Source organism: Caulobacter sp. RHG1, from assembly GCF_013181195.1.
GTDB lineage: Bacteria > Pseudomonadota > Alphaproteobacteria > Caulobacterales > Caulobacteraceae > Caulobacter.
Map to the genome: position 1 here is coordinate 125014 of NZ_SMZP01000003.1, position 24916 is coordinate 149929.

The 24916-nt window shown below is 67.3% G+C and carries 20 protein-coding genes and 2 pseudogenes; 15 read left to right on the top strand and 7 right to left on the bottom strand.

Going from position 1 to position 24916, the window contains the following annotated elements:
- Positions 1-17: 17 nt before the first annotated feature.
- Positions 18-266, bottom strand: coding sequence for a helix-turn-helix transcriptional regulator (locus tag E1H18_RS08285; RefSeq protein WP_172267618.1), 249 nt, complete (start codon positions 264-266; stop codon positions 18-20).
- Positions 267-337: 71 nt separating this feature from the next.
- Here E1H18_RS08285 and ybaL point away from each other — a divergent pair, with 71 nt between their 5' ends.
- The 8 genes and pseudogenes from ybaL to E1H18_RS08325 all read left to right on the top strand — a co-directional run bounded on the left by ybaL (position 338) and on the right by E1H18_RS08325 (position 9161).
- Positions 338-2008, top strand: coding sequence for a YbaL family putative K(+) efflux transporter (gene ybaL, locus E1H18_RS08290; protein WP_172266075.1), 1671 nt, complete (start codon positions 338-340; stop codon positions 2006-2008).
- A gap of 18 nt (positions 2009-2026) precedes the next feature.
- Positions 2027-2500 carry a copper chaperone PCu(A)C gene (locus E1H18_RS08295; protein ID WP_172266078.1) on the top strand — a complete coding sequence of 158 codons (474 nt, stop codon included), beginning with the start codon at positions 2027-2029 and terminating at the stop codon, positions 2498-2500.
- Between the two features lie 98 nt (positions 2501-2598).
- Positions 2599-4743, top strand: a complete 2145-nt coding sequence (locus E1H18_RS08300) for a M13 family metallopeptidase (protein ID WP_172266081.1) — start codon at positions 2599-2601, stop codon at positions 4741-4743.
- 131 nt (positions 4744-4874) lie between these two features.
- Positions 4875-5105, top strand: a complete 231-nt coding sequence (locus tag E1H18_RS08305) for a hypothetical protein (protein ID WP_172266084.1) — start codon at positions 4875-4877, stop codon at positions 5103-5105.
- A 30-nt stretch (positions 5106-5135) separates the two neighbouring features.
- Positions 5136-5259, top strand: a pseudogene (locus tag E1H18_RS08310) (hypothetical protein); the annotation flags it as partial.
- A 111-nt stretch (positions 5260-5370) separates the two neighbouring features.
- Positions 5371-6141 carry a hypothetical protein gene (locus tag E1H18_RS08315; protein WP_172266087.1) on the top strand — a complete coding sequence of 257 codons (771 nt, stop codon included), beginning with the start codon at positions 5371-5373 and terminating at the stop codon, positions 6139-6141.
- A 201-nt stretch (positions 6142-6342) separates the two neighbouring features.
- Positions 6343-8388 (top strand): TonB-dependent receptor domain-containing protein, encoded by a 2046-nt coding sequence (locus tag E1H18_RS08320; RefSeq protein WP_172266090.1) that lies wholly within the window; start codon positions 6343-6345, stop codon positions 8386-8388.
- A gap of 2 nt (positions 8389-8390) precedes the next feature.
- Complete coding sequence (locus E1H18_RS08325) at positions 8391-9161, top strand: energy transducer TonB (RefSeq protein WP_172266093.1); 771 nt, start codon at positions 8391-8393, stop codon at positions 9159-9161.
- Here E1H18_RS08325 and E1H18_RS08330 read toward each other — a convergent pair.
- Together E1H18_RS08330 and E1H18_RS08335 are read right to left on the bottom strand one after the other, a co-directional pair.
- Positions 9158-9367 carry a hypothetical protein gene (locus tag E1H18_RS08330; RefSeq protein ID WP_172266096.1) on the bottom strand — a complete coding sequence of 70 codons (210 nt, stop codon included), beginning with the start codon at positions 9365-9367 and terminating at the stop codon, positions 9158-9160. The genes E1H18_RS08325 and E1H18_RS08330 overlap by 4 nt on opposite strands.
- Before the next feature lie 63 nt (positions 9368-9430).
- Complete coding sequence (locus E1H18_RS08335) at positions 9431-10465, bottom strand: spore coat protein U domain-containing protein (protein ID WP_172266099.1); 1035 nt, start codon at positions 10463-10465, stop codon at positions 9431-9433.
- A gap of 211 nt (positions 10466-10676) precedes the next feature.
- Here E1H18_RS08335 and E1H18_RS08340 point away from each other — a divergent pair, with 211 nt between their 5' ends.
- The 3 genes and pseudogenes from E1H18_RS08340 to E1H18_RS26695 all read left to right on the top strand — a co-directional run.
- A complete protein-coding gene (locus tag E1H18_RS08340) occupies positions 10677-11882 on the top strand; it encodes a glycosyltransferase (protein ID WP_172266102.1) in 1206 nt (401 codons plus the stop codon).
- A gap of 76 nt (positions 11883-11958) precedes the next feature.
- On the top strand, positions 11959-13473 hold the full coding sequence (locus E1H18_RS08345) for an amino acid permease (protein ID WP_172266105.1): 1515 nt from the start codon (positions 11959-11961) through the stop codon (positions 13471-13473).
- 69 nt (positions 13474-13542) lie between these two features.
- Positions 13543-13737: pseudogene (locus E1H18_RS26695) on the top strand (hypothetical protein); the annotation flags it as partial.
- Between the two features lie 307 nt (positions 13738-14044).
- Here the strand turns inward: E1H18_RS26695 and hisG are convergent.
- The 3 genes from hisG to hisS are packed head-to-tail and all read right to left on the bottom strand — an operon-like array spanning position 14045 to position 17602.
- Positions 14045-15001 carry an ATP phosphoribosyltransferase gene (gene hisG, locus E1H18_RS08350; RefSeq protein ID WP_172266108.1) on the bottom strand — a complete coding sequence of 319 codons (957 nt, stop codon included), beginning with the start codon at positions 14999-15001 and terminating at the stop codon, positions 14045-14047.
- Positions 14998-16119, bottom strand: coding sequence for an ATP phosphoribosyltransferase regulatory subunit (locus E1H18_RS08355; RefSeq protein WP_172266111.1), 1122 nt, complete (start codon positions 16117-16119; stop codon positions 14998-15000). Before E1H18_RS08355 ends, hisG begins: the two co-directional genes overlap by 4 nt.
- Positions 16120-16123: 4 nt before the next feature.
- Positions 16124-17602, bottom strand: a complete 1479-nt coding sequence (gene hisS, locus E1H18_RS08360) for a histidine--tRNA ligase (RefSeq protein ID WP_172266114.1) — start codon at positions 17600-17602, stop codon at positions 16124-16126.
- A gap of 268 nt (positions 17603-17870) precedes the next feature.
- Here hisS and E1H18_RS08365 point away from each other — a divergent pair, with 268 nt between their 5' ends.
- The 4 genes from E1H18_RS08365 to E1H18_RS08380 all read left to right on the top strand — a co-directional run bounded on the left by E1H18_RS08365 (position 17871) and on the right by E1H18_RS08380 (position 23199).
- Complete coding sequence (locus tag E1H18_RS08365; protein ID WP_206679048.1) at positions 17871-19085, top strand: DUF3644 domain-containing protein; 1215 nt, start codon at positions 17871-17873, stop codon at positions 19083-19085.
- Between the two features lie 195 nt (positions 19086-19280).
- On the top strand, positions 19281-19841 hold the full coding sequence (locus tag E1H18_RS08370) for a hypothetical protein (protein WP_172266117.1): 561 nt from the start codon (positions 19281-19283) through the stop codon (positions 19839-19841).
- A gap of 819 nt (positions 19842-20660) precedes the next feature.
- Entirely contained in the window at positions 20661-20969 is a 309-nt protein-coding gene (locus E1H18_RS08375) for a hypothetical protein (protein WP_172266120.1), read from the top strand.
- Positions 20970-21102: 133 nt separating this feature from the next.
- Positions 21103-23199 (top strand): TonB-dependent siderophore receptor, encoded by a 2097-nt coding sequence (locus tag E1H18_RS08380; protein WP_172267624.1) that lies wholly within the window; start codon positions 21103-21105, stop codon positions 23197-23199.
- Here E1H18_RS08380 and pgi read toward each other — a convergent pair.
- Positions 23196-24815 (bottom strand): glucose-6-phosphate isomerase, encoded by a 1620-nt coding sequence (gene pgi, locus E1H18_RS08385; protein ID WP_172266123.1) that lies wholly within the window; start codon positions 24813-24815, stop codon positions 23196-23198. The two genes, E1H18_RS08380 and pgi, sit on opposite strands and share 4 nt — an antisense overlap.
- Positions 24816-24916 lie beyond the last annotated feature (101 nt).

Genomic DNA, 24916 nt, shown 5'->3' on the forward strand with positions numbered 1-24916 from the left:
CGCTCTCTATCGTGTCGTCAGTAAGGTCGCTTCAGCCGCACGCCCGCGCCCGCATCGTCAGGTGCGATCAGGCAGACGCCGCCCGCCTCGATCGCGTCGATCAGCAGCCGTTCGGTGCTATGGTGCAAGGCGTGGCGCTCGGTCTCGAAATCCTTGACCGTGCTGCGCGACACGCCCGCCCGATCGGCGAGCTCGCCTTGCGACCAGCTGAGCAGGCCGCGGGCGCCCCGACATTGCGCCGGGTGGAGAATTTTTGCGTGTGGCATCTGGTAGACCTGAGCTTTGTCGCCCATATTGGTTGAGTACGCCCGAAAAAGATGACCGTCAAGGAGGCCCTTTGCACCATACCTCGCTGATCGCCACCATCGTCGCGGGCCTGGGTCTGGCCTTCGTGTTCGGCGCCATCGCCAACCGCCTGAAGCTGCCCGTGCTGGTCGGCTATCTGCTGGCGGGCGTGCTGGTCGGGCCGTTCACCCCAGGGTACGTGGCCGATCAGCAACTGGCGCCGCAGCTGGCCGAGATCGGCGTGATCCTGCTGATGTTCGGGGTGGGGCTGCACTTCTCGCTCAAGGACCTGCTGTCGGTGCGGACCATCGCCATTCCCGGCGCCATCGTGCAGATCGGCGCAGCGACGGTGATGGGCCTTGGCCTGGCGCTGGCCCTGGGCTGGAGCCTCGGCGCGGGCGTGGTGTTCGGCCTGGCCCTGTCGGTGGCCTCGACCGTGGTGCTGCTGCGGGCCCTGCAGGAGCGGCGGCTGATCGAGACCGGACGCGGCAAGATCGCGGTCGGCTGGCTGATCGTCGAGGACCTGGCCATGGTGCTGGCGCTCGTTTTGCTGCCGGCCCTGTCCGGCGTGCTGGGCGGCGAGGCCCCGGCCGATCACGGCGCCAGCAGCAGCGTGCTGGGCGCCTTCGCCATGACCATCGGCAAGGTCGTGGCCTTCGTGGCGTTGATGCTGATCGTCGGCCGACGGGTCATTCCCTGGATCCTGCACCGCATCGCCCACACTGGCTCGCGCGAGCTGTTCCGCCTGGGCGTGCTGGCCATCGCCCTGGGCGTGGCGTTCGGCTCGGCCGCGTTGTTTGGCGTGTCGTTCGCCCTGGGGGCCTTCTTCGCCGGCATGATCATGGCCGAGAGCGAGCTGTCCCAGCAGGCCGCCAACGAGACCCTGCCGCTGCGCGACGCCTTCGCGGTGCTGTTCTTCGTCTCGATCGGCATGCTGTTCAACTATCAGATCATCCTGCAGCAGCCGCTGGCCGTGCTGGCCACCGTGGCCATCATCGTGGTCGGCAAGTCGATCGCCGCCCTGTTGATCGTCCTGGCCTTCCGCCGTCCGATGAGCACGGCCCTGACCATCTCGGCCAGCCTGGCCCAGATCGGCGAGTTCTCGTTCATTCTCGTGGGCCTGGGCGTGTCGCTGAAGCTGCTGCCGGCCGAGGGCCGCGACCTGGTGCTGGCCGGCGCCATCCTGTCGATCCTGATCAACCCACTGCTGTTCGCCTGGCTGGACCGCATCCTGCCCAAGATGATCGAGAAGGAGCGCAAGGCCGCCAGCAACGAGCCCGTGGTCAGCGCCGCCGCCCAGCCCCACGCCCTGCTGATCGGCTATGGCCGGGTCGGCAAGCTGGTGGCGGAAGGCCTGAAGGGTCGCACGCCCCTGGTGGTCATCGAGGACGACGTCGAGCGCGCCGACGAACTGCGCAAGGCCGGCTTCGAGACGGTCAGCGGCAATGCGGTCAAGCCCGACGTCCTGATGAAGGCCGGCCTGGACAAGGCCACCCACCTGTTCGTCGCCGTGCCCAATCCGTTCGAGGCCGTGCGCATCATCGAACAGGCCCGCGTCGCCAACCCCAAGGTCGAGATCATCGCCCGCGCCTACACCGACGCCGATGTCGCCCTGCTCAAGGAAACCGGCGCCACCCACGCCCTGATCGGCGAGGAAGAGATCGCCAAGGGCATGCTCTCCCGCGCGCCCCGCAAGAAGCCGCCGGCCCAGACGGCGCACTGACTTTCGAAAGGACCGATCATGTCCCGCCTGCTCATCGCCGCCCTCGCCTTGACGACCCTGGCCGCGCCCGTCGCCCACGCCGCCGACCAGATCTCCGTCCGCCAGCCTTGGAGCCGTCCGGCCCAGGCGGGCATGAACGGCGTCGGCTTCCTGACCATCGCCAACACCGGCAAGACGCCCGTGACCCTGAGAAGCGCCGCGAGCCCGGCGGCCGGCAAGGTCGAGATCCACCAGTCGGCCATGGCTAACGGCGTCATGACCATGCGCCGCCAGGACAACGGCCTTGTCGTCCCCGCCGGCGATCAGGTCGCCCTGGCTCCAGGCGGCTATCACCTGATGCTGATCGGCCTGAAGAAGGCCCAGGGCGCGGGGCAAAAAGTTCCCGTAACCCTGGTCTTCGACGGCGGCCGCCAGATCCAGGTCGAACTGGCTGTCCAGCTGGCCGCCCCCACGGCTGGTGGGGCCGCGACACAGGCCGGCCATCACCACTAAAGCCCCGAAACCGGCCACATGAACTTTTTTTAAGGGAGAGAATTTTTCGCGCCGTTGCAGATTGCCGCCAGCTCACTGCCAACGGATTGCGATTTTCCATGAAAAGAGTTTGGTTCGGCGCGGCCGCCGTCGCGGCCCTGTCCCTGTCGGCGTTCGGCGCCTCCACCTCGGCCCAGGCCCACGAACAGCACGCCTGCATCGACGACGCCTGCGAGATGGTCTCGCTGCTGCCCGACTTCGCCCAGATCGCGGCCCAGACCGCCGGCGGCGGCGTGGCGACCTCGCTGGAATCCCCCCGCTACGGCGCCTGGGGCTTCGACATCACCGGCATGGACACCACGGTGAAGCCGGGCGACGACTTCTACAAGTTCGCCAACGGCGTCTGGGAAGCCCGCACCGAGATCCCGTCGGACCGCGCCCGCTACGGCAATTTCGACAAGCTGGCCGAACTGTCGGACGCCCGCACCAAGGCGATCATCGAAGCCGCCGCCGCCGACAAGGCCGCTGCCGGTGAGAAGGCCAAGGTCGGCGCCGCCTATCGCGCCTTCATGGACGAGGCCGGCATCGAGAAGCTGGACGCCGCGCCGCTGAAGCCGTGGCTGGACGAGGTCCGCAAGGTCAAGACCAAGGACGAGTTCACGACGATGATGGGTCGCTCGTCGACCACGCCCTACGCCTCGATCCTGGGCGTCGGCGTCTCGATCGACGCCAAGAACCCCAAGGCCTACGCCGTGATGGCCGGCACCTCGGGCCTGTCGCTGCCCGACCGCGACTACTATCTGGACGCCAAGTTCGCCGACAAGAAGACCGCCTACCTGGCCTATGTGCAGCAGATGCTGACCCTGGGCGGCTGGGACAAGCCGGCCGAGCACGCCAAGGCCATCGTCGACTTCGAAACCAAGCTGGCCGAAGCCTCGTGGACCCGCGTCGAACGCCGCGACCGCGACAAGACCTACAACCCCGCCAACCTCGCCGAGCTGCAGGCGATGACGCCGGGCTACGACTGGAAGCGCTACCTGGCCGCCGCCGAACTGAGCGGCGTGGACCGCATCATCGTCACGACCAACACCGCCTTCCCGAAGTTCGCCAAGATCTACGCCGACACCCCGGTGGACACGCTGAAGGCCTGGCAGGCGTTCAAGGTCATCGACGGCGCGGCCCCGCTGCTGTCCAAGCGCTTCGTCGACGCAGCCTTCGCGTTCCGCAACAAGACCCTGGCCGGTCAGCCCGAGCAGCGCCCGCGCTGGAAGCGCGGCGTGGCCCAGGTCAACAACATGCTGGGCGAAGCGGTCGGCAAGGACTATGTCGCGGCCTATTTCCCGGCCTCGTCGAAGGCCAAGATGGAGTCGCTGGTCGGCGACATCCGCACCGTCCTGAAGACCCGCATCGACAACCTCGACTGGATGGGTGCCGAGACCAAGGTCAAGGCCCAGGACAAGCTGGCCAAGTTCACCGTCAAGATCGGCTATCCCGATCACTGGCGTGACTACTCGGCGCTGGAGATCAAGGACAACGACGCCTACGGCAACCTCATCCGCGCCGGCGCCTGGGACTACCGCTACGACGTGGCGCGTCTGAACAAGCCGGTCGACAAGACCGAGTGGGGCATGACCCCGCAGACGGTCAACGCCTACTACAACTTCGCCAACAACGAGATCGTGTTCCCGGCCGCGATCCTGCAGGCGCCGTTCTTCCACCCCGACGCCGACCCGGCCATCAACTACGGCGGCATCGGCGGCGTGATCGGTCACGAGATCGGCCACGGCTTCGACGACCAGGGCCGCAAGTCCGACGGCGACGGCGTTCTGCGCGACTGGTGGACTGCCGAGGACGGCGCCAAGTTCCAGGTCCAGGCCGACAAGCTGGGCGCCCAGTACTCGGCGTTCGAGCCCTTCCCGGGCGTGCACGTCAACGGCAAGCTGACCATGGGCGAGAACATCGGCGACATGGCCGGCCTGGCCTTCGCTCTGGACGCCTATCGCGTCTCGCTGCACGGCAAGCCCGCGCCGGTGCTGGACGGCTTCACCGGCGACCAGCGCGTCTATCTGGGCTGGGCCCAGGTGTGGCGCGGCAAGTCGCGTGAGGACGCCCTGAAGCAGCAGATCGCCAGCGATCCGCACTCGCCGGGCTACTACCGCGTCAACGGTACGATCCGGAACCAGCCCGGCTGGTACTCGGCCTTCGACGTCAAGGCCGGCGACACGCTGTACGTCGCTCCGGCGGACCGCGTGAAGATCTGGTAGTCGCCTGATCTGATTGCCAGAAGAGAGGGCCGGCGCACCCGCGTCGGCCCTTTTTTGTGCAACGCACAAGATGCCACAGGGACAACGGCGTGTTCGCGTTCTATTCCGCTCGCTCAATGCGAGTTGAAAGTATGCGTATCCTATTCAAGATTGCTCACCAGGCGCCCGGTCTCGACCTGATCCTGACCTGGCGCGACGCCGACGGCGCCGTCCACGAAGAAGCCGTCACCCTGCCCACGGCCTACGCCGCCGCCGAAGCGGTCGCCCTGCTGGGACAGATCCGCCCCGAGGGCCGCACCGAGGCCATGGTCCGCCGGGTGCTGAAGACCGTGCCCAAGGCTCCGCGCCAGGGACGAAGCTAGGATTGGAACAGGGGTGGACCGCCGCTTGCTGAGCGCCCCCTCCGTCGCGATGCGTATCCGCATCGCGCCACCTCCCCCGTACGCTTCGCTACGGTTGAGGAAAGAGCCGCTTCCTCCTCACCCGCTTGCGGGGGAGGTGGCGCGGCGCCGATAGGCGACGTGACGGAGGGGGCGCTTGATACTCAACCTAAGGCGCGGCATTGACGGCATGCCCGGGCGGCCCGAACTTTCCGCCATGAAGACAGGACGCCCTGGCCATCGAGGCTTGTCGATCGCAGCCGTCGTGCTGGCGTTCGCCTTCAATTTCGCCAACGCCTCCGCCGCTGACTTCTGCGCCCTTCCAGCCTCGCCGCGCATCATCGCCAGCGAAGGTCTCAGCAGCGCCAAGGGATCCCGGCTCATCCAGGCCTGGGAGTTTCCGGATGCGCCGATCTACTGGTCGGCGGCAGACCCAGCCGATTCCGTCTTTCAGGCCTTCAAGGCCGGCGTGACCCAGCACGTCCCCATCACCGATCCGGTCAGGCTGCTGCGATCCTCGCCGGCCTGGAACAACCCGCGCCTCCAGCAGAACAACGCCCTGGTAGCCGATAGGGCCGACGACTGGATCCGTCCCGCCGGTTGCCTCGAAAAGCTGCTGCTGGCCAACCAGCACGGGCGCGTGGATCTGTTCGAACGCCCGACCGAGTTCGCCGCGCTGGTGCTGCGCTCACCCGAGGGTGACCGGCTGCGGGTGTATTACCTCACGATCAACGAGGACGGGATCGGCCGCATGTCGCCGCTGACCGAGCCCGCCGCCGTCGACGTCAAGGCGGGTTGGCGCCTGGAGATCGCCCTGCACAATCACAGTTTCCACCCGGGCCAGCCGTCGCTCGACGGCGTACTGGCGCCGAGCGAAGCGGACGCCCAGTTCGCGGTGAACCTCGCCGCAGACGCCGGATTGCGAGCGGCCTGGATCACCAATGGCCTGCATACCAGCCGTATCCCGGCGCAGGCGTTCGGGCTGTTCGTCTCCCCCGCCGCGCCCATCGCAAAATGAGCCTCCGGACAAGGCTGGAGGCGCCTCGCGCATCAGCGTCTTGAGATGATCTTGCGAGTCACTTGCATTTAATCAAGAGAGCGCCCAAAAGGCGTCGCAGTTCGGCGGCAGCGCTTCGCTCTCTCCCAAGCGCCAGAGGGGAGTCGCGCCGCCTTGATAAGCGAATGATTCTTATTCGCACATATTATCGGGGATAATTCGATGCGCATTTCCAATCGGACGCGTGGCCTCCTTCTGGCCGGCGTCGCCCAGATCGTTCTCGCCGGCGTCGCTCACGCCCAAGAAGAAACCACCGCGACCGCCAGCCAGCTGTCGCTGGGCAAGGTCGTCGTCTCGGCCGGTCAGGAGAAGGTGGCGATCGACACGCCCCAGGCCGTGACCACCCTGGACCAGGACGACATCGACAACACCCAGGCCTCGACCATCGGCGACCTGCTGAGCGGCATTCCGGGCGTCTCCACCATGGGCGGCGTCGGCGCGCTGGGCCAGGGCTTCAACATCCGCGGCATGGGCACCGGCCTGGCCGACAGCGACAGCCGCATCCTGATGCAGATCGACGGCACCACGAAGTTCTTCGAGCAGTACCGGATGGGCTCGTTCTTCAGCGACCCCGAGCTCTACAAGCGCGTCGAAGTGCTGCGCGGCCCGGCCTCCTCGACCCTGTACGGCGCGGGCGCCCTGGCCGGCGTCGTCAACTTCACCAGCAAGGACGCCTCGGACTTCCTGACCGGCGACGACCGCTTCTCGGTGCGCCTGCGCGGCGGGTTCGAGACCAACGCCGACGCTCAGTTCGGCTCGGGCGTGCTGGCCCTGAAGCCGGTCGAGAACCTGGACGTCCTGGCCATGTACACCGTGCGCCGCAGCGACGAGTACAAGAACGGCGACGGCCAGATCGTCCCGACCTCGAAGGCCGAGTCCGACAGCTACCTGCTGAAGACCCGCTACTACATCGGCGGGAACAAGAAGCATAACCTCTGGGCCTCGTACCAGAACTGGAAGAACGACAGCACCCAGATCTACGACCAGGCCGAGGCCTTCGGCACGACGCCGGTGCACCGCATCACCACCGACCAGACCGGCGTGTTCGGCTACGAGAACGACTTCGCGGGCAATCCCCTGCTCGACCTGAAGGCCCAGGTCTCCTACGCCAATACCAAGGTCAACCAGACCGACACCACCTTCCTCAGCGGCGTCATCGAGAGCGAATTCTCGTACAAGACCCTGCAGGGCCGCGTGGAGAACGTCTCGGAGTTCAAGCTCCCCGGCGACAACGTCGGCTTCCTGACCATCGGCGCCCAGGCCAGCAAGCAGGAGCGCCGCAATCCGCGCCGCACCGCCACCGGCACCAACCACGGCGCGGCCACCCACCCCGAAGGCGACATGGAGAAGTACGGCCTGTTCGCGCAGGGCGAGTTCGTCCTGGGCAAGCTGACCCTGATCCCCGGCGCCCGCATCGACTGGACCAAGCTGCAGCCGGGCCTGGGCGTGACCACCACGCAGAAGGTCAATGACAGCGCCATCTCGCCGAAGATCGCGGCCATGTACGCGATCAACGAAACCTTCTCGGTGTTCGGCTCGATCGCCCACACGGTGCGCATGCCGGTGCTGGACGAGATCTACAGCCGCACGGCTGCGGCCTCGACCAACTACAGCCTGAACCTCAAGCCCGAGGAGTCGGAGAACTACGAGATCGGCGGCACCCTGCAGTTCCGCAACATCTTCGGCCAGGGCGACCAGGCCAACATCAAGACGACCCTGTTCCAGAACGACGTCGACAACCTGATCGCCCGCGGCACCGCGACCTCGGCCTACTTCGTCAACATCGGCAAGGCCCGCTACAAGGGCATCGAGGTCGAGGCCGAATACGGCGCGCGCAACATCTTCGCCCGCGCGGCCGTGTCGATCATCGACGGCGAGAACCGCCTGAACGGCCAGCCGCTGAACACCATCCCGGCCAATACCCTGAACCTGACCCTGGGCTACGTCTTCCCGGCCCAGAACCTGATCGTCGGCTGGCGCGCCGAGATCACCGACGACCAAGACAAGGTCACGGCCGTCTCGCTGCGCACCCCGGGCTATGACGTGCACAACCTGTTCGTCACCTGGAAGCCGCAAGCCGGCGCCCTGGCCGGCCTGGACGTGCGGGTCGGCGTCGACAACCTGTTCGACCGCACCTTCCAGCGTCACCTGATGTCGCTGGACGCCGAAGGCCGCACCTTCAAGCTGACCCTCGCGCGGACCTTCTAACCATGCGCACGCCCTGGCACATCCGCGCCTGGGCGACCGGGACGTCGTTGGCGATCAACGGCGTCCTGGTGCTGGGCGCCGTCTACATGGCGCCCAGGATGTCGACGATCGCCCAGGAAGAGACGGCCATGCTGGTCTCGCTGGGCGATCCGTCGCTGACCGCCTTCGACAATGCGACCTCGCCCGAGGCCAAGCCCGCGCCCGAGCCGCAAGAGCAGCCCGACGACGCGCCAAAGCCCCCCTCGCCGATCGAGCCCCCGGTGAAGACGCGCCCCGTCACCGCCATCACCGAGGCCTGGACCGCGCCGCCCGCTGCGCCGCCCAAGCCCGCCGCCCCCTCTGAATCCCGCTCCGACGCCGATGCGCGCCCCGCCTCCAGCGCGCCGGCCGCGACCGCCCTGGCCGCCAAGGCCATGACCGCCACCGCCGCCAAGCCGCCGGCCGGCCGCAGCGACGCCGACAGCGTCCAGGCCCATGCCGGCTCGAGCAATTCCTACGCCGCCCGCGTCCGCGCCTGGCTGGAGAGCAACAAGACCTATCCCAAGGCCGCACGGGCGCGGAAACAGCAGGGCGTGGTCCGCGTCGCCTTCGTCATCGACCGCGAGGGCCATGTGCTGGACTGCCGCCTGGTCACGCCGACCGGCCATGCGCTGCTGGACCAGGAAGCCCTGGCCATGGTCCATCGGTCGGATCCGTTCCCCACCCCGCCGCACACGATCAAGGGCGAGCGCATCGCCATGGACGCGCCGGTCGAGTTCTCGCTGAACCGCTAGCTTCGCCGCGCCGCCCGCGCCCGGCCGATCGAGGTCGAGGCCCAGACCACCACCGCGGTCGACAGCAGCACCGCACTCAGCATGCCGCCGATTGCGAGGATGCCCAGCGGCGTCACCCGCACCTCGGCGCGGCTGGTCATCGCGCCCCAGCGGAACTCGGCGCTGGCCGATTGTTCGTCACGGTCCAGCATCTGAAGATCGGACATGTCGCCTCGCGCGGAAGAGGGCTGTAGCCGCAGCTTCCCTTCTTTGGCCGTTTCGCGCCAGGGCTAGCGAACCAGGAAGGGCGCCGACACCGTCAGCGAAGACTGCTTGGCCATCGCGCCTTGCGGCCGGAACCGCATGTGGGTGACCGCGCCCTGCGAGGCCGCATCGCCGGCGACCGGCGCATAGGTCCAGTTGACGCCGCCGTCGGCCGAGAAGTCGACATCGTCGCTCGCGTCGCCCGGGCCGCCATAGCGCAACGTGGTCTGCGAGGCCGGCGAGCCGTCGGCGAACCTGGCCGCCACGCCGCCGGTCCCATCGCCGTCCAGCGCCAGGATGGCGTGCGGCGGCGTTGGCAGCACCAGCGCGATCGTGCCCGCGTCGATCGGCACGATGTCGGGGTTGGCCAGGGTCACCGACACCCGTCGCCGGCTGCCCGGAATGGCCTTGGGCGCGGTGACGCCGTTCAGGGGATCCCAGGTGGTGGTGGTGCTGATGGTCATCACCGCGTTCTGGGGCGAGACGATCAGGGTCACGGTGATCACCGAGGCCCCGGTCCCGGTGTCCGGTACGCCAATGCACAGGCCCAGCAGGCCGATACCGGGACACAGGTTCCAGCTCCAGTCGATGGTGATCCGGTCGCTGTAGACGCCCGGCGCCGGCTGCGTCGTGCTGGCCGGCTTCACATAGACCGGCAGGTCTGCCGAGCTGCCGCCCAGCAGGCCCAGAAGGTTCAGCAGGTTGTTCTGCATGTAGTCCAGCGTCGCGCCCTCGGCGAACGGAGCCGCGCCGGCGGGATCGGCCGAGGCGACATAGCCGATCATCTCGCTGCCGCTGGCCTGCTTGAGCTTGAAGCCGTTGTCGCTGTGGAACTTGGCCTGGACGACATTGCCGCCCAGCAGCACCAGCACGCCGCTGCCGCAGGCCAGCCCCGCTCGACTCTGCAGAGCCGGCACGGCGGCCGCCTTGACCGCGGCCGGCGAGTAGGTCCCGAGGGTGGAGGTGACGGCGCTGCTGACGGTGCAGGCTTGGCTCTGCCCAGCGATCGCCCAGACGGCGGCGATTGCGGCGAGCCACGAAACGCGGCTTACGGAATACATGGCCGGCCGTTTAGGGCCGAGCGCGTGGTCATCGCCTTAATAGGCGGACCGCCTAGCCAACATGCCGCAGCGGCATGCCAGCGCAGGGCGCGCCCTTTCCGCGCCTGTCACGCGGCGGACGTTTCGATCGGCTAGGAGGACAGACGGACGATCGTTGAGGGACGCCCGCGACCGCGGCGTCACTGCCATCGAACCGTTTGCCGAGGTTGCCATGGACCCGTCTAAGCCGCCGCCGCCGCGACGCAGTCTCGCGATCATGACCTATCTGCACAGTTTTCAGCCGGGCGGCGTCGAGCGCGTGGCGCTGAGACTGGCCGGGGCGTGGGCGCAGGCCGGCTGTCAGGTCTCGGTCGCGATGGGCCGACGGGACGGCCCCTTGGCCGAGGAGGCGCCCGGCGCGCCGCGCTATCTGTTCGCACCGCGCTTTCCGCCAGCTGTCGCCTTCGAGTCGGTCTGGATGGTCCCACACCTGATCGCCATGATCCGCCGCGAGCGGCCCGACGTCCTGTTCTGCGCAGGCAACACCTATGCGATCGTCGCCGTGCTGGTGCGGCTGCTGCTCGGCGACCGCTGCCCGCCGATCATCTGCAAGGTCAGCAACAGCCTGGATCGCAGCGACTTCACGCCCTGGATGGGCGCCCTCTACCGGCTGTGGCTCCGAGTGCAGGCCCGCCACATCCAGCTGTTCGTGGGCTTGGCCGAGGCGATGCGCCCCGAACTGACGGCGGCTCTGAACCTGCCGGCGGAGCGCGTGGCCATCGTCGAGGATCCGGCCATCCGCCAGAAGGATATCCAGCCCTACCGGCCGGTGAAGACCGATGGCGACGGGCGACTGTTCCTGGGCGTGGGCAGGCTGAATCCGCAGAAGGACTTCGGTCTTCTGATCCGCGCCTTCGCCAGCTTCGCCCAGCCGCAGGATCGCCTGGTCGTTCTGGGCGAAGGGCCCGAACGCCGCCGGCTGACCAGTCTTGTCGAGGCGCTGGGCGTCGCTGGCCAGGTCGAGCTGGTCGGCCATGTCGCCGACACCGCCGATTGGCTCCGACGCGCCGACGTCTTCGTGCTGTCCTCCCTCTATGAGGGGGTGCCCGCCGTGGTGATCGAGGCGCTCGCCGCCGGGACCCCGATCGTCGCCACCGACTGCTGCGTGAGCATGGCCGAGTTGCTGGACCACGGCCGACTGGGCCAGCTGACGCCGCCCGGCGACGCCGCGGCTTTGGCCCAGGCCATGCAACGCGTCCCGCAGCGGCCGCATGACGTGGAGGCGATGCAGGCCCAGGCCGGGCGGTTCACCATCGAGCGCTCGGGCGACGCCTATCTCGATCTGATGGAGGCCCTGGCCGGCCCGCTTTCGCGCGGCCGCTCGCAGGACGCCGCGACGACGGCCGCCCCCGCCCTTTCCAGCCACGGCGCGATCTAGTCGCCGCTCTTGCGCGCGCCCGTCGAGTGGTTAGGGTCCTCCCTCAAATTGAGGAACCATCCGGGGGAAAAGGTTCATGATCTTCGGACGCGTAAAGCCGCTGGACGCCATTCTGGCGACGGCGGAGAAGAAAGCGCTGCATCGCTCGCTCGGAGCGTTCCAGCTGACCATGCTGGGCATCGGCGCGGTCATCGGCACCGGCATCTTCGTGCTGACCGCCGAAGCCGCCCAAAAGGCCGGCCCGGGCATGATGATCAGCTTCATCATCGCCGCCGTGGTCTGCGCCATCGCCGCCCTGTGCTACGCCGAGATGGCGGCCATGGTGCCGGTGTCGGGCTCGGCCTACACCTACAGCTACGCCGTGATGGGCGAACTGCTGGCCTGGATGGTCGGCTGGGCCCTGATCCTGGAATACGCCGTCGCCGCGGGGGCGGTGTCGGTCGGCTGGTCGGGCTATGTCGTCGGCCTGATCGAGCATCTGACCGGGATCGACATTCCCAACACCCTGGTGCGTGGGCCGTTCGACGGCGGCATGGTCAATCTGCCGGCCGCCGCCATCGCCCTGCTGGTCACCTGGCTGCTGGTCATCGGCACCCGCGAGAGCGCCATGGTCAACGCCGTGCTGGTGGCCATCAAGGTCTCGGCCCTGACGGCCTTCATCATCTTCGCCGTGCCGGTGATGAAGATGGAGAACTTCCAGCCGTTCTCGCCGCTGGGCTTCGGCGGCATCTCGGCTGCGGCCGCCTCGATCTTCTTCGCTTACGTGGGCTTCGACGCGGTCTCGACCGCGGCCGAGGAGACCAAGAACCCGCAACGCAACATGCCCATCGGCCTGATCGGCTCGCTGCTGATCTGCACCGTCTTCTACGTGCTGGTCGCCGCCGGCGTGATCGGCGGCGTCGGGGCTCAACCGATGCTGGGCGCGGACGGCGCGGGCCTGCGCCCGGGCAGCGCCGAGCTCAGCGCCGCCTGCTCGGCGATCGGCGACAACGCCGTGGTCTGCTCCAAGGAAGCCCTGGCCTGGACCCTGCGCCAGATCGGCTGGCCGCAGATCGGCAACCTGATCGGCCTCGCCGCCGGCCTGGCCCTGCCTTCGGTCATCCTGATGATGATGTTCGGCCAGACCCGGATCTTCTTCGTCATGAGCCGCGACGGCCTGCTGCCGGCCGTGTTCTCCAAGATCCACCCCAAGTTCCACACCCCGCACGTCATCACCGTGCTGACCGGCGTGTTCGTGGCCTTGTTCGCCGCCTTCTTCCCGGTAGGCGTGCTGGCCGACATCTCCAACTCCGGCACGCTGTTCGCCTTCGCCATGGTCTCGATGGCCGTGGTGGTGCTGCGGCGGACGGATCCCAGCCGCAAGCGCCCCTTCCGCGCCCCGGCCGTGGCCATCGTCGGCCCGCTATCGGCGATCGGCTGCGCCTATCTGTTCTTCAGCCTGTCGCGCGAGACGATCCTGCTGTTCTTCGGCTGGGCGCTGGTCGGCATCGTGGTCTACTTCGCCTACGGCTACCGCAAGAGCCATCTGGGCCGCGGCGTGATCGACGTGCCGGAAACCGACGCCGACGCGCCGCCTCCCCCGGTGGGGTGAGGCTCTGAGGCCAAGCCAGGGATTGGGGGCGCTCTCGCAGGGGAGCGCCCTTTTTTTCTTTTCGGGGACGCCCCCTCCGTCTCGTCGCGTATCCGCGCCGATCCACCTCCCCCGCTTCGCAAGGGAGGAAGGGCATTCTCCTCACCCGTGAAACGGGGGAGGTGGCGCGATGCGCAGCATCGTGACGGAGGGGGCGCTCAACGGCGCGAAAAGATCAGAAAGCGAATGACCCCCGGAGCGTCATCACGCGCTCAACAATTTTGACTCAATCGTCAAAACCAAGAACCAGAGCCCAGATACACCAAACCCGCCGCGGGGGATAATCGCGACGGGCTGGCTATTTTCTCGATCATTCGATCTAGGCGGGCGTTTCCTCCCCGAAACGCCGAAGAACGGGAGCTCTCTGTTGGGCTCGTTTCGTCCTTGCAGTGTCTAGAAACGTCAAATTCATGACGCTGTCAACGCAGGAATCCGTTTTCTGCAAAGGATTGGACGAATTTTTGACGCGAACGGCGTAGTTTCAAACGTTATCACCGTTCAGACAGCGTTGTTTTGACATATATGTCAAAACTTACTTTTCCAGGGCCTGTTCAAACCGATCCAGCACCGCCGAGCGCGACTCGAACACATAGTCCGGGCGCGACACGGTCACCGGCTCGACGCCGGCAGCCGCCAACGCCGCCGCCGCATCGAACAGATCGCCGGTCGCCAGCAGCGCGCCATTGGCGCGGCGCGAGCCGCCCTTGGCGACGAACGCCGCCACGGCCGACTGGCCCGCCGCATCCTGCTCGGCCGGCCAGACCAGGGTCGCCAGCTTGCCGGCGCGGCCCTTGGCCTCGACCACCGACAGCAAACGCTGCAGGGAGCCGAGCTGTTCCGGCGTCCAGGTCGTCAGCAGCGAGGCGGTCAGCTGGGCCTGGCTTTTCAGGATCACGCCGTCCGACAGGATCTTCAGGCCATTGGCCGCCAGGGTCGCGCCGGTGGTGGTGATGTCGACGACCAGCTCGGCCGCGCCGGCGGCCGGGGCCCCCTCGGTGGCGCCGCTGCTCTCGACGATGCGGTAGTCGGCCACCCCGTGACGGGCGAAGAAGGCCCGGGTCTGGGTGACATACTTGGTGGCCACCCGCAGGCGGCGGCCGGTCTTGGCGAGATGGGCGTGCCCGACCTCGTCGATATCGGCCATGGTGTCGACGTCCAGCCAGCTCTTGGGCGCGGTCACCACCAGGTCAGCGCGGCCAAAGCCCAGGGCCCGCAGCAGCATGACCCGGCTGTCCATGTCGTCGCCGCGCTCGCGCAGCAGGTCCTCGCCAGTGACGCCCAGGTGCAGGTCGCCGCTATCCAGGCCCGCGGCGATGTCGCCGGCCGACAGCAGCCGCACCGACACGCCGGGCAGGCCCGACAGCTCGGCCGAATAGCCGCGCGCGCCGCCGGTCATCTCCAGCTTGAAACCGCAGTCGGCCAGCCAGGCCTCGACCTGGTCCTTCAGGCGGCCCTTCGAAGGAATGGCGAAGATCATAGGGGCGCTCATTCGCCGCCTCCCGCATAGGCGCGCGCCGGACGGACCATGCAGCCCACCGCGCCGGTGTTGGTCGAAAGGCCCAGCTTGGGCAGCAGGCCGTCATAGCGGCCGCCAGCGGCCACGGGGCGCTCGTCGCCCAGCGCGGCCGAGCGCACCTCGAACAGCACGCCGTCGTAGTAGCCGAAGGCCCGGCCGAAGGCGGCGGCCAGGGTCGCGTGGTCCAGGGGCACGCCGCGCTGGGCCATGCCCTCCAGCCGCGACCGCCAGCCGGCGATGGCGGTCTTCAGGGCGCCGTCGTTGGGACCGGCCAGGGCGACGATGGCCGACAGCGCCGCGTCCGGACGGTCCGACACGGCCAGGAAGGCGCGAATGCGGTCGGCTTGCTCCGGATCGAGACGACCGGCCTTGGCGGCCTCGGCGCGCTCGACCAGGCGGCGGGCGATCTCGGCTGGACGGCGGCCGCCGACGGGCTCGATGCCGGCCAGCGACCACAGCTCCTGCAGCACCTGGGCGGCTTCCGCCTCGGGCAGGCCCGCCAGCAGGGCGGCGATGCGCGACTGCTCACCGGACAGCGGCGCGGCGGCGTCGCCGTCCAGCTCGGCCTTCAGCTGCCGCGGCTTGGCGAACGACCGCTTCAGGCGCGCGGCCAGCGGGGCGGCAAGGTCCAGGCTGTCGACGAAGGCGGCGAACAGCGAGACGTCGCCGAGGATCAGCGACAGGTCGGTGCGCCCGCCGGCGGCCGAAGCCGCCCAGGCCAGGGCCGCGATCTCGGCGTCGGCGGCCACGGGATCGCCGGCCTCAAACGCCTCGACGCCGATCTGCAGGAACTCCTCGGCGCGGTCGGTGCCACGTGGGGCGACGCGGAACGCCTTGCCCTCGTAGCGGTAGCGGCCCGCCTGGTTCTGGGCCCTGGCCACGGCGACGGTGAAGTCAGGCCGCAGGCAGGCCTCCTCGCCGCCGTCGCCGGAGACGACGAACAGGCGCGAGCGCATGGCCTCGCCGGTCAGGTCCAGCAGCAGGCCCAGGGGCTGCAACACCGGCGCGTCGGTCAGGGTCGCCCCGGCGCTAAGCAGAGGAGCGCGGATGGCGTCGAGCGCCTCCGCCGGAATGGAACGCTCGAGCCTCAAGTGATTAGCCCCCGATGATCTTCTGCACGGCGGCGACCAGCTGGTCGCGCGGGATGGTCTGCTGGCCGGGCCGCTCGGCCTTCCAGGCGGCGTTGTCGGCCAGGCCCTGGGCGGCCATGCGGCCCGCGTCCAGGTCCTTGATGGTCACGGTGCCGGCGGCGATCTCGTCCCCGCCCAGCATGACCACGGCCGGCGCATTGCGGCGGTCGGCATATTTCATCTGCGGCTTCATGCCCGAGGTCCCGAGATAGACCTCGGCCGGAATGCCCTCCGCCCGCAGCTGTCCGACCACGGAGAAGTACTCGGGCATGTGCGCCTGGTCGAAGGTGATCAGCACCACCGGCCCGCGCGCGACGCCGCCCGGCTCACGACCGGCCGCCCGCAACGCCGCCGCCAGGCGGGTGACGCCGAACGAGAAGCCCGTGGCCGGGGTCGCCGTCCCGGTGAACCGCGCCACCAGGTCGTCATAGCGCCCGCCGCCGCCGATCGAGCCGAACGAGACCTTGTTCCCCTTCTCGTCGGTGGTGCTCAGCAGCAGCTCGGCCTCGAACACCGCGCCGGTATAGTATTCCAGCCCCCGGACGATCGACGGATCGATGAAGGCCTGGTCGTCGGCGATGCCCAGGCTGGTCAGGGCCGCATCGATCCGCGACAGCTCCAGCAGGCCCTCGTCGCCCTCGGCCGAGCCGCCGATGACATTGGCCAGGTTACTCAGCGTCGCCGCGCGCCCGCCGGCTCCGGCGGACACGAAGTCCAGCACCGAGTCGATCGCCTTGCCCTTCAGCCGCGCGCCCTTGGTGAAGTCGCCGCTCTCGTCCAGCCGCCCCTCGCCCAGCAACAGCCGCACGCCCTCGACGCCCAGGCGGTCCAGCTTGTCGACCGCGCGCAGCACGGCCAGCTTCTGGCCTGCGCTGTCGGCGCCCGCCGAGGTCAGCAGGCCGTTCAACAGCTTGCGATTGTTGATCTTCAGCACCGCAGCGCCGCGCGGCAGGCCGGCGGCTTCCAGCCCCTCGACCGCCATAGCGATGATCTCGGCGTCGGCCTCCGGACGGGCCGAGCCCACCGTGTCGGCGTCGCACTGGATGAACTGGCGGAAGCGCCCCGGCCCCGGCTTCTCGTTGCGCCACACCGGCCCAAAGGCGTAGCGGCGGAACGGCTTGGGGAGGGTCTCCCAGTTCTGGGCCGCGAACCGCGCCAGCGGCGCGGTCAGGTCGTAGCGCAGCGCCATCCACTGCTCGTCGTCGTCCTGCAGCGCGAACACGCCCTCGTTCGGACGGTCGCTGTCGGGCAGGAACTTGCCCAGGGCGTCGGCATATTCGAACGCCCCGGTGTCCAGCGCCTCAAAGCCGTAGCGCTCATAGACCGCCGACACCGCCTCCAGGATCGCCCGCTCGGCCCGCAGGTCGCGCGCGCGCTTGTCGGCGAAGCCGCGGGGGGCGCGGGCTTCGGGGCGGAAGGTCTGTTCGGAAGTGTCGTCGGTCATCGGCGTCGGTCCTTAAATCTTCAAGGCTTCGACGGATGGCGCTTTGCCAAGCCCCATCCGCTAGGCGGGGCTCTGGCTGGGTCGCTCGGCTTAGAGCGCGCGGACCCGGCCGATCCCGCGAGGCGAGGTCGGATGGTGGTGGCAGCCGTGGTGATGCGGTGCGCGGGTCATCGGGGCGGGGTTTAGCCTAGTGGGGCGTGCGGGGGAAGGGGTGAGGAGCTGTCCAATCCAATCGCGGCTCTGAACACCCGATAAGGGTACCGCCAGAATGGCCAAGCTTAGAAAAGCGCCCTTAGATTGCATCATGGCCAGAAATCCGAACAACCGGCTCGAGCGCTGGGAAATCTCGATCGTGAAAGCGATGATGGCTACGCCTCCCCCCAAAAACGATCAGGACATTCTCGCCTACTTCACTCGCCCCACACGTTCGATCAATCATGGTCGAAACAAGGATATTCGGGACGGCAAAACTCACACCGGCATCCCACCCGCATCTCCCGAAGAGCTGGCCGCCTTCCTCGAATCTTGGCCAAACGTTGATGGCAACGGCCTAAATTTGATCGGCGACGAACTGCTAATCAAAGCGCGAGAAGCAATGCTTCACGCGGTGCAAGGATTCAACAATCCGAGAGCCCACTTCAAGTCTGAAATCTTCATCGTCACCGCTGTGATTGCATGGACTTATTTGCTGCACGCACACTTCAAGCGGTTGGGCTTGGACTATCGGTATCGTGACCGCCATACAGGAAACGTACTTCAGACGCGGCACGGTGCGGACAAGCACTGGGAACTAGAGCAGTGTTTAGGACAAGCCGAGTGCCCGCTAGACGCGCCGACAAAGGCCAACCTCAAATTCCTCATCGGAATTCGTCACGAGATCGAGCATCAGATGACGCGCCGAATTGATAACTTTGTCAGCGCTAAACTTCAGGCCTGCTGCCTAAACTTCAACACAGCGCTCAAGGCCATGTTTGGTTCGGAGTACGGGCTCGACCGCGAACTCGGGGTAGCACTGCAATTTTCGGGGATAGCTAAATCGCAACGTGATCTCCTACTGAAAGACACCGATCTTCCAGCTCATCTGATCGCGGCGCATCTGGCACATGAAGACGACCTACCGGACGAGGTCATCCGAGACCCTAAGTATGCCTATCGCGTCGCCTATGTTGAATTGTCGGTAAACTCCAAGGGAAAAGCTGACCAAGTTGTTGAATTCATTCGACCAGATTCAGCTGAAGGTCGTGAAATCGCTAGCGTTCTTGTTAAAGAGTCAGAGCGGAAGAAGCACAAGCCGAAAGATATCGTAGATATCATGAGGACTGAGGGACACCGTCAATTCAACCTGCATGCGCATACGCTTCTCTGGCAAGCAGCGGATGCCAAGAACCCGATCCATAAATTCGGCGTAGAACTTCGGCCCGGCGATTGGTGGTGGTACGACAAGTGGCTAGAACACGTTCGGGTTCAACTTGCAGACGGCTAACTACCCTTAAAATCTCACGGCGAGACGATCGCAGGGCTGATCAGGTCACTCAAGGACCGCCCTCCGGGCGGCCGCCGCGCGGCGACGCCCGAGCGTCGTCCTTGACTGATCTGATCAGCCCTGCACGCTGCAGCCTCCAAGAGATTTAAGGCGCGCGCCGACCGTTGGGCGGCCGGGCAGCGTGGGGGAGCAGCTATGAGTGACTTGGTCGCGTGGCTGGAAGCGCACGACAAGCTAGCCGGATGGGCGCAATTTTTCGGCGCGGTGCTGGCCTTAGGCGTAACCTACATGACTGCTTTCGCACCGACTTGGCGGCGTCGACAGCAGTTGCGGAGTACCGCAACGAGATTACTTTTGAATGGCGTTGAGGTCGTCGAGAGCTACCACCGCACATCGGCGAACTTCGTTCCGTTCTCACTCTCCGCCCACACCGCAGCTCTCACGATGTCGGCTGTCGCAGACGACATTAATCGCTTTCCAATATTCGAGCTGGACGACCAAGGCCCCTACTCCGTCGCCAGACGGCTGACCTCCATGAGCACTATGCTTAAAACTAACAGCCTCTACCTCGACGACTTTGCAAAGAAAATTGACGGCCGCTTCGCGGATGACGAAGAGCGATACATCCTTAAGCTCATGCTAGACGACCAACTCAAGATGGTGATTGGCCTAGCCACAGGGGCTAAACTTGAGCGCCCAGTCTGGCCCGCTGATGAAATTGAGCCAATGAAAGCCGACGCCTCACAAACCAGTTAGCTCCCATTCAACCGTCATCCCGCGACTTGTTAGCGGGACCCATTTGTCCGCCGCAGGTGAAGTGCGGACCTAAGCATTCACATGGAAGCTGAACCATGGGTCCCGCGCACAAGTCGCGAGATGACGGTTGGGTGGAGCGGCGGGGAGCGCCCCCTCCGGCCCTCTGGGCCACCTCCCCCGCGATGCGGGGGAGGAGACGGCCGCCACCGATCCTCTCTCAGAGAGATCGACTACGAGCGTTCAGCGCGCTCTATCCCCGGCGCTCGCGATCTCGCAACCAACGAAATCAATCACTTCCCACTTTCTCGCGCCAATCCATCCTCCGCGTTCAGCGCGGCCCCATACTCATCTGGTCCCCGTCGCAGGGGGAGGGCGCTTGGATCCGGCCCAAAGCGGCGATGGGGATAGGTTGAGCGGGGCCGCTGATGGCTCCCGGCGACCTCGTCAGGTCGTGCGGCTTACTCTTTAGGAGCGCGCACGAGTGACGGGATCGCTCGGGATCAAGGCTGACAGCGGAGCGACAGGGCGGTGACCGTTAAAGCCGCCTATCGTGGAGCGTCGGGGTCGAGACGGATGTAGCCGATCGACTTGCTCTGCGCCCGTCCGGGGGTTCTTGGAGTCCCGGGCCGATAAGGCCCACGCCCTCCGCCCTCACGGACAAGAACAGCCTGGCGGAGCGGTAAGCGAGCCGAAACGCAAAACAAACCTTACGGTATCCGGGTTCGCCCGGCCGCTCCGTCGCCTCCCCATCCAACTTCAGCGGCCCGCCGCGTGAAGCGGCGAAGCCGTGCGTCCCCTGCCCTGCAACGGAGCTGACCCATGCCCAAATCCAAACCGCCGCGCCGCAAGCGCCCTCGCCGCGTCGTCAGCATCAGCCGCTGGGCGCTGGACTGCTACGACCAGTTGGAGCGCCTGACCGAGCGAGCCGAGAAAGAGGCCGAGGCGCTGGCCGACAGGGTCCCGCCCGAGGAACTGGCGACGATGCGGGCGACCTGCGCCGAGAACCGGCGGATCTTCGCCGAATGCCGCGCCGAACTGGTCGCCCCCAGCCGCACGCCCGTGCTGGATCGGCTTGCGACAGAGGCGCGACAACGCGCCAAACGGCTGGCAGCCCAAAGACCTCGTTAAAAGGTTCTAAAGTCTAAGCCCGTATCGCCACATGAACATCCCGTAATGATGTCGCCGATGTAACCTACCTTTCGGCCTTGTAACTTGAGATGAACGGTCGCCGACGCCAGACATCTCCTCGAAGAGGGGAAGACTGATGACGAAGACCATGCTGCTGGCCACCGCGGCCATGCTGCTGATCGCCGGCGTGGCGAACGCCAGCGAGGCGACCTTGCCGGCGGGGGCCGGCCAGGCCGCCGCCGTGGCGCCGGTCCCCACGGGGCCGACCTCGGAAGCGCCGCTGGACGATGCGACCCAGAAGGGCGTGCTGGTCTTCCAGCCGGAATTCTTCGCCGCCCAGCGTCCGAACACGGCGCTGGAGATGGTGCAGCGGGTGCCGGGCTTCTCGGTGCAGGACGGCTCGGGCAATCGCGGCTTCGAAGGCGCGGTCGGCAACATCCTGATCAACGGCGACCGTCCAGCCTCGAAGAACGACACCGGCAGCAATGTGCTGGGCCGCACCCAGGCCAACCGCGTCGAGCGCATCGAGCTGATCCGCGGCGGCGCGCCGGGCGTCGACATGCAGGGCTATGCGGTCGTCGTGAACGTGATCCTGAAGAAGGGCGCCAGCCGCCAGTCGATCGTCGAGGCCAAGGCGATCATCTTCGACGGCGGCCGCGACCTCTACGGCGGCAGCTATCAGTTCACCGCCACCAACGGCGACCGCAGCTGGGGCGTCACGCTCAGCGACGGCACGGGCATGAGCGACAGCAACGGCCCGGGCCGCAACCTGCGCCGCGACGGCGCCGGCGTCCTGATCCGCGACGAGGCTTATCTGAACGACAGCTGGGGCGGCGGCAACGGCATCCGCGGCAACTACGCCTCGCCTCTGTTCGGCGGCAAGGTCGAGGCCACGGCGCGCTACGGGGTCAACGACTGGAACCAGTGGCAGACCCTGCAATCGCCGGTCGCCCTGCGCCGCAGCGCCTATAACGACGACTACAAGAACGGCGAGCTGGGCCTGACCTGGACCCGCCCGCTGGCCCCGCGCTGGATGCTGGAAACACGGGCCATGCACAGCTTCGAGAACGGCGACGAGGTCTCGACCAGCGACGAGACCCTGGGCGGCGTCGCCAGCCCGCAGCAGCGCTTCACCGCCGACATCAAGAGCTCGGAATCGATCCTGCGCGCCCTGGTGCGCCACGACTTCGGCCGGGGGCTGACGATCGAGGCCGGCGGCGAGACGGCCTACAACATGCTGGACACGCGCCAGGCCTTCACCGTGGGCGGGGCGACGGTGGCGCTGCCCAGCGCTTCGGTCAAGGTCGAGGAGCTGCGCGGCGAGGCCTTCACCAAGGCCACCTGGCGGATCAGTCCGCAACTGACCCTGGAAGGCGGCCTGCGGCTGGAGCGCTCGACGATCGAGCAGTCGGGCGACGCCGACCAGAAGAAGAGCTTCTTCTACGCCAAGCCGCGCTTCCAGGCGACTTGGACGCCGAAGGCCGGCAATCAGCTGCGCTTGCGGTTCGAGCGCGAGCTGGGCCAGCTGGACTTCGAGGACTTCGCCGCCTCGGCCGAGCTGGAAGACAACAACGTCTATGGCGGCAATGTCGACCTGGCGCCCGAACAGCGCTGGATCAGCGAGATCAGCTACGAGCGCCGGTTCTGGGGCGAGGGCGTGGTCACGATCGCCTATCGCCACGACGAGATCATCGGGGTGATCGACCGGTTGCCGCTGCCGGGCGGCCTGGCGGCCACGGGCAATATCGGCGACGCCACCCTGGACCGCCTGTCGGTCAACATCGTGGTGCCGACCGACAAGCTGGGCATCAAGGGCGGCCGCTTCACCTTCAAGAACGACTGGAACGAGACCCATGTGAAGGACCCGACGACCGGCAAGGACCGGCCGATCTCGGGCATTCGTCCGACCCAGGCCAATATCGGCTTCGTACAGGACGTGCTCAGCTGGAAGACCCAGTGGGGGATCAATTGGCTGCCGCTGCTGGGCTCGGGCACCTATGGCCCCGACCAGACCAATGTCTGGCGCGGCGCGCAGTATTACGAGGCGTTCGTCGAGTACAAGCCGACCCCGACCTGGGCGATCCGCGCTCAGCTGAACCTGTGGGACGACTACACGATCCGCCGCACGGTCTTCGCCGACCGGGCCACGGAACGGGCCGTGGCCTTCGTCGAGGACCGCGCGATCGATCCCCGGACCTTCGTGACGGTCCGGGTGCGGAAGACGTTCTAGCGGCGCAGGCGCTCGACCAGGGCCGTCGTCGACGGATCATGGTCGCCGGCGGCGCGGTCGGTCAGCTCGGGCAGGATGCGGTTGGCCATCACCTTGCCCAGCTCGACGCCCCACTGGTCGAAGCTGTTGATCCCCCAGATCACGCCTTCGACGAAGGTCTTGTGCTCATAGAGGGCGATCAGGGCGCCGAAGGTCTGGGGCGTCAGGCGCTCCAGGATGACCATGGTCGACGGGCGGTTGCCGGCGAAAGTGCGCTGCGGGGCCAGGGTGGCGATCTCGGCCTCGGACACGCCCTTGCCCTTCAGCTCGGCGACCACATCTTCGGTCGAGCGGCCGACCATGAAGGCTTCGGCTTGAGCCAGCAGGTTCGACAGCAGCTTCTCGTGCATGCCGGCCGGGCCTTCGTCGCTCTTGGCGATCCCGATCAGCTCCATGGGCGTGACGTCCGTGCCCTGGTGCATGCACTGGAAATAGGCGTGCTGGACGTTGGTGCCCTCGTCGCCGAAAACGACGGTGGCGGTGCCGCGGGCGGCGGGTTGGCCGTTCGGACCGACCGACTTGCCGTTGCTCTCCATCTCCAGCTGCTGGAGGAACGAGGCCAGGCGGCGCAGGCGGTGCGAATAGGGCACGACCGAGCGGGCGCGGCGGTCCAGGCCGTTGCGGTTGAAGATCTGGGCCAGGGCGACCAGCACCGCGGCGTTCTTGTCTAGCGGGGCCGTGCGGAAGTGCTCATCCATGGCCGCGCCGCCGTCCAGGAAGCCCTGGAAGGCGTCCCAGCCGGCCGCGACGGCGACCGATAGGCTTACAGAGGACCACAGCGAATAGCGGCCGCCGACCCAGTCCCAGAAGCCGAACACCCGCTCGTCGGGCACGCCGAAGGCGGCGGTCTTGTCCAGGGCGGTCGAGATGGCGGCCAGATGCTGGTTCGCTTCCGTGTCCCCCAGGGCCTCGACCAGCCAGGCGCGGGCCGCGGCGGCGTTGGACAGCGTCTCCTGCGTCGTGAAGGTCTTGGAGACGACGATGACCAGGGTCTCTTCGGGATCCATGTCGGCCGTGGTCAGGGCGAACTCGGCGCCGTCGACATTGGCGATGAAGCGCAGGTCGATCTGCGGCTTGATCGGGCGCAGGGCGTCCCACAGGAGGCGGGGACCGAGGTCCGAACCGCCGATGCCGATGTGCAGGATGGCCTTGAACGGCTTGCCGGTCGCGCCCTTGATCTCGCCCGAACGGACGGCTTCGGCGAAGGCCTTCATCCGCTGGCGGACGCTGTCGACCTCGGCCATGACCGGCTGGCCCTGGGCCTTGAAATCTGCGTCGGCCGGAGCGCGCAGGGCCGTGTGCAGCACGGCGCGGCCTTCGGAGGAATTGATCGCCTCGCCCCCGAACATCCGGCCCCGGGCGCCTTCGACGTCGGCGGCATGGGCCAGGTCGAGCGCGGCTTCCAGACCGGCCTCGTCCCAGGCCTGTTTCGAGAGATCCAGGTGCAGGCCGGCGACGTCGAGCGTCAGCGCTTCCAGCCGTCCCGGCTCGGTCTCGAAGAACTCGACGATGCGCTTTTCGCCCGCGGCCTTGGCGGCGTCTTCCAGGCGAGTCCAGGCGGCGTCGAGATTGGCCATGAGCGGTCCTCTGAAGATTGGTAAATCGGTGTTTACGCGTAGCGGCTTATCAAACGCACGCCGCCTCGTCATGGCAGACCCATGACGTTTTCTGCGGGAGT

Excerpts from the sequence above, each read along its gene's own strand:
- hisS (WP_172266114.1), bottom strand. The coding sequence starts at position 17,602 with ATGACCGACGACACTTCCGAACAGACCTTCCGCCCCGAAGCCCGCGCC.
- E1H18_RS08335 (WP_172266099.1), bottom strand. The coding sequence starts at position 10,465 with ATGTATTCCGTAAGCCGCGTTTCGTGGCTCGCCGCAATCGCCGCCGTC.
- E1H18_RS08305 (WP_172266084.1), top strand. The coding sequence starts at position 4,875 with ATGCGTATCCTATTCAAGATTGCTCACCAGGCGCCCGGTCTCGACCTG.
- E1H18_RS08300 (WP_172266081.1), top strand. The coding sequence starts at position 2,599 with ATGAAAAGAGTTTGGTTCGGCGCGGCCGCCGTCGCGGCCCTGTCCCTG.
- E1H18_RS08370 (WP_172266117.1), top strand. The coding sequence starts at position 19,281 with ATGAGTGACTTGGTCGCGTGGCTGGAAGCGCACGACAAGCTAGCCGGA.
- E1H18_RS08375 (WP_172266120.1), top strand. The coding sequence starts at position 20,661 with ATGCCCAAATCCAAACCGCCGCGCCGCAAGCGCCCTCGCCGCGTCGTC.
- E1H18_RS08365 (WP_206679048.1), top strand. The coding sequence starts at position 17,871 with ATGGCCAAGCTTAGAAAAGCGCCCTTAGATTGCATCATGGCCAGAAAT.
- E1H18_RS08320 (WP_172266090.1), top strand. The coding sequence starts at position 6,343 with ATGCGCATTTCCAATCGGACGCGTGGCCTCCTTCTGGCCGGCGTCGCC.
- E1H18_RS08345 (WP_172266105.1), top strand. The coding sequence starts at position 11,959 with ATGATCTTCGGACGCGTAAAGCCGCTGGACGCCATTCTGGCGACGGCG.
- E1H18_RS08295 (WP_172266078.1), top strand. The coding sequence starts at position 2,027 with ATGTCCCGCCTGCTCATCGCCGCCCTCGCCTTGACGACCCTGGCCGCG.
- pgi (WP_172266123.1), bottom strand. The coding sequence starts at position 24,815 with ATGGCCAATCTCGACGCCGCCTGGACTCGCCTGGAAGACGCCGCCAAG.
- E1H18_RS08330 (WP_172266096.1), bottom strand. The coding sequence starts at position 9,367 with ATGTCCGATCTTCAGATGCTGGACCGTGACGAACAATCGGCCAGCGCC.
- hisG (WP_172266108.1), bottom strand. The coding sequence starts at position 15,001 with ATGAGCGCCCCTATGATCTTCGCCATTCCTTCGAAGGGCCGCCTGAAG.
- E1H18_RS08285 (WP_172267618.1), bottom strand. The coding sequence starts at position 266 with ATGCCACACGCAAAAATTCTCCACCCGGCGCAATGTCGGGGCGCCCGC.
- E1H18_RS08340 (WP_172266102.1), top strand. The coding sequence starts at position 10,677 with ATGGACCCGTCTAAGCCGCCGCCGCCGCGACGCAGTCTCGCGATCATG.
- E1H18_RS08325 (WP_172266093.1), top strand. The coding sequence starts at position 8,391 with ATGCGCACGCCCTGGCACATCCGCGCCTGGGCGACCGGGACGTCGTTG.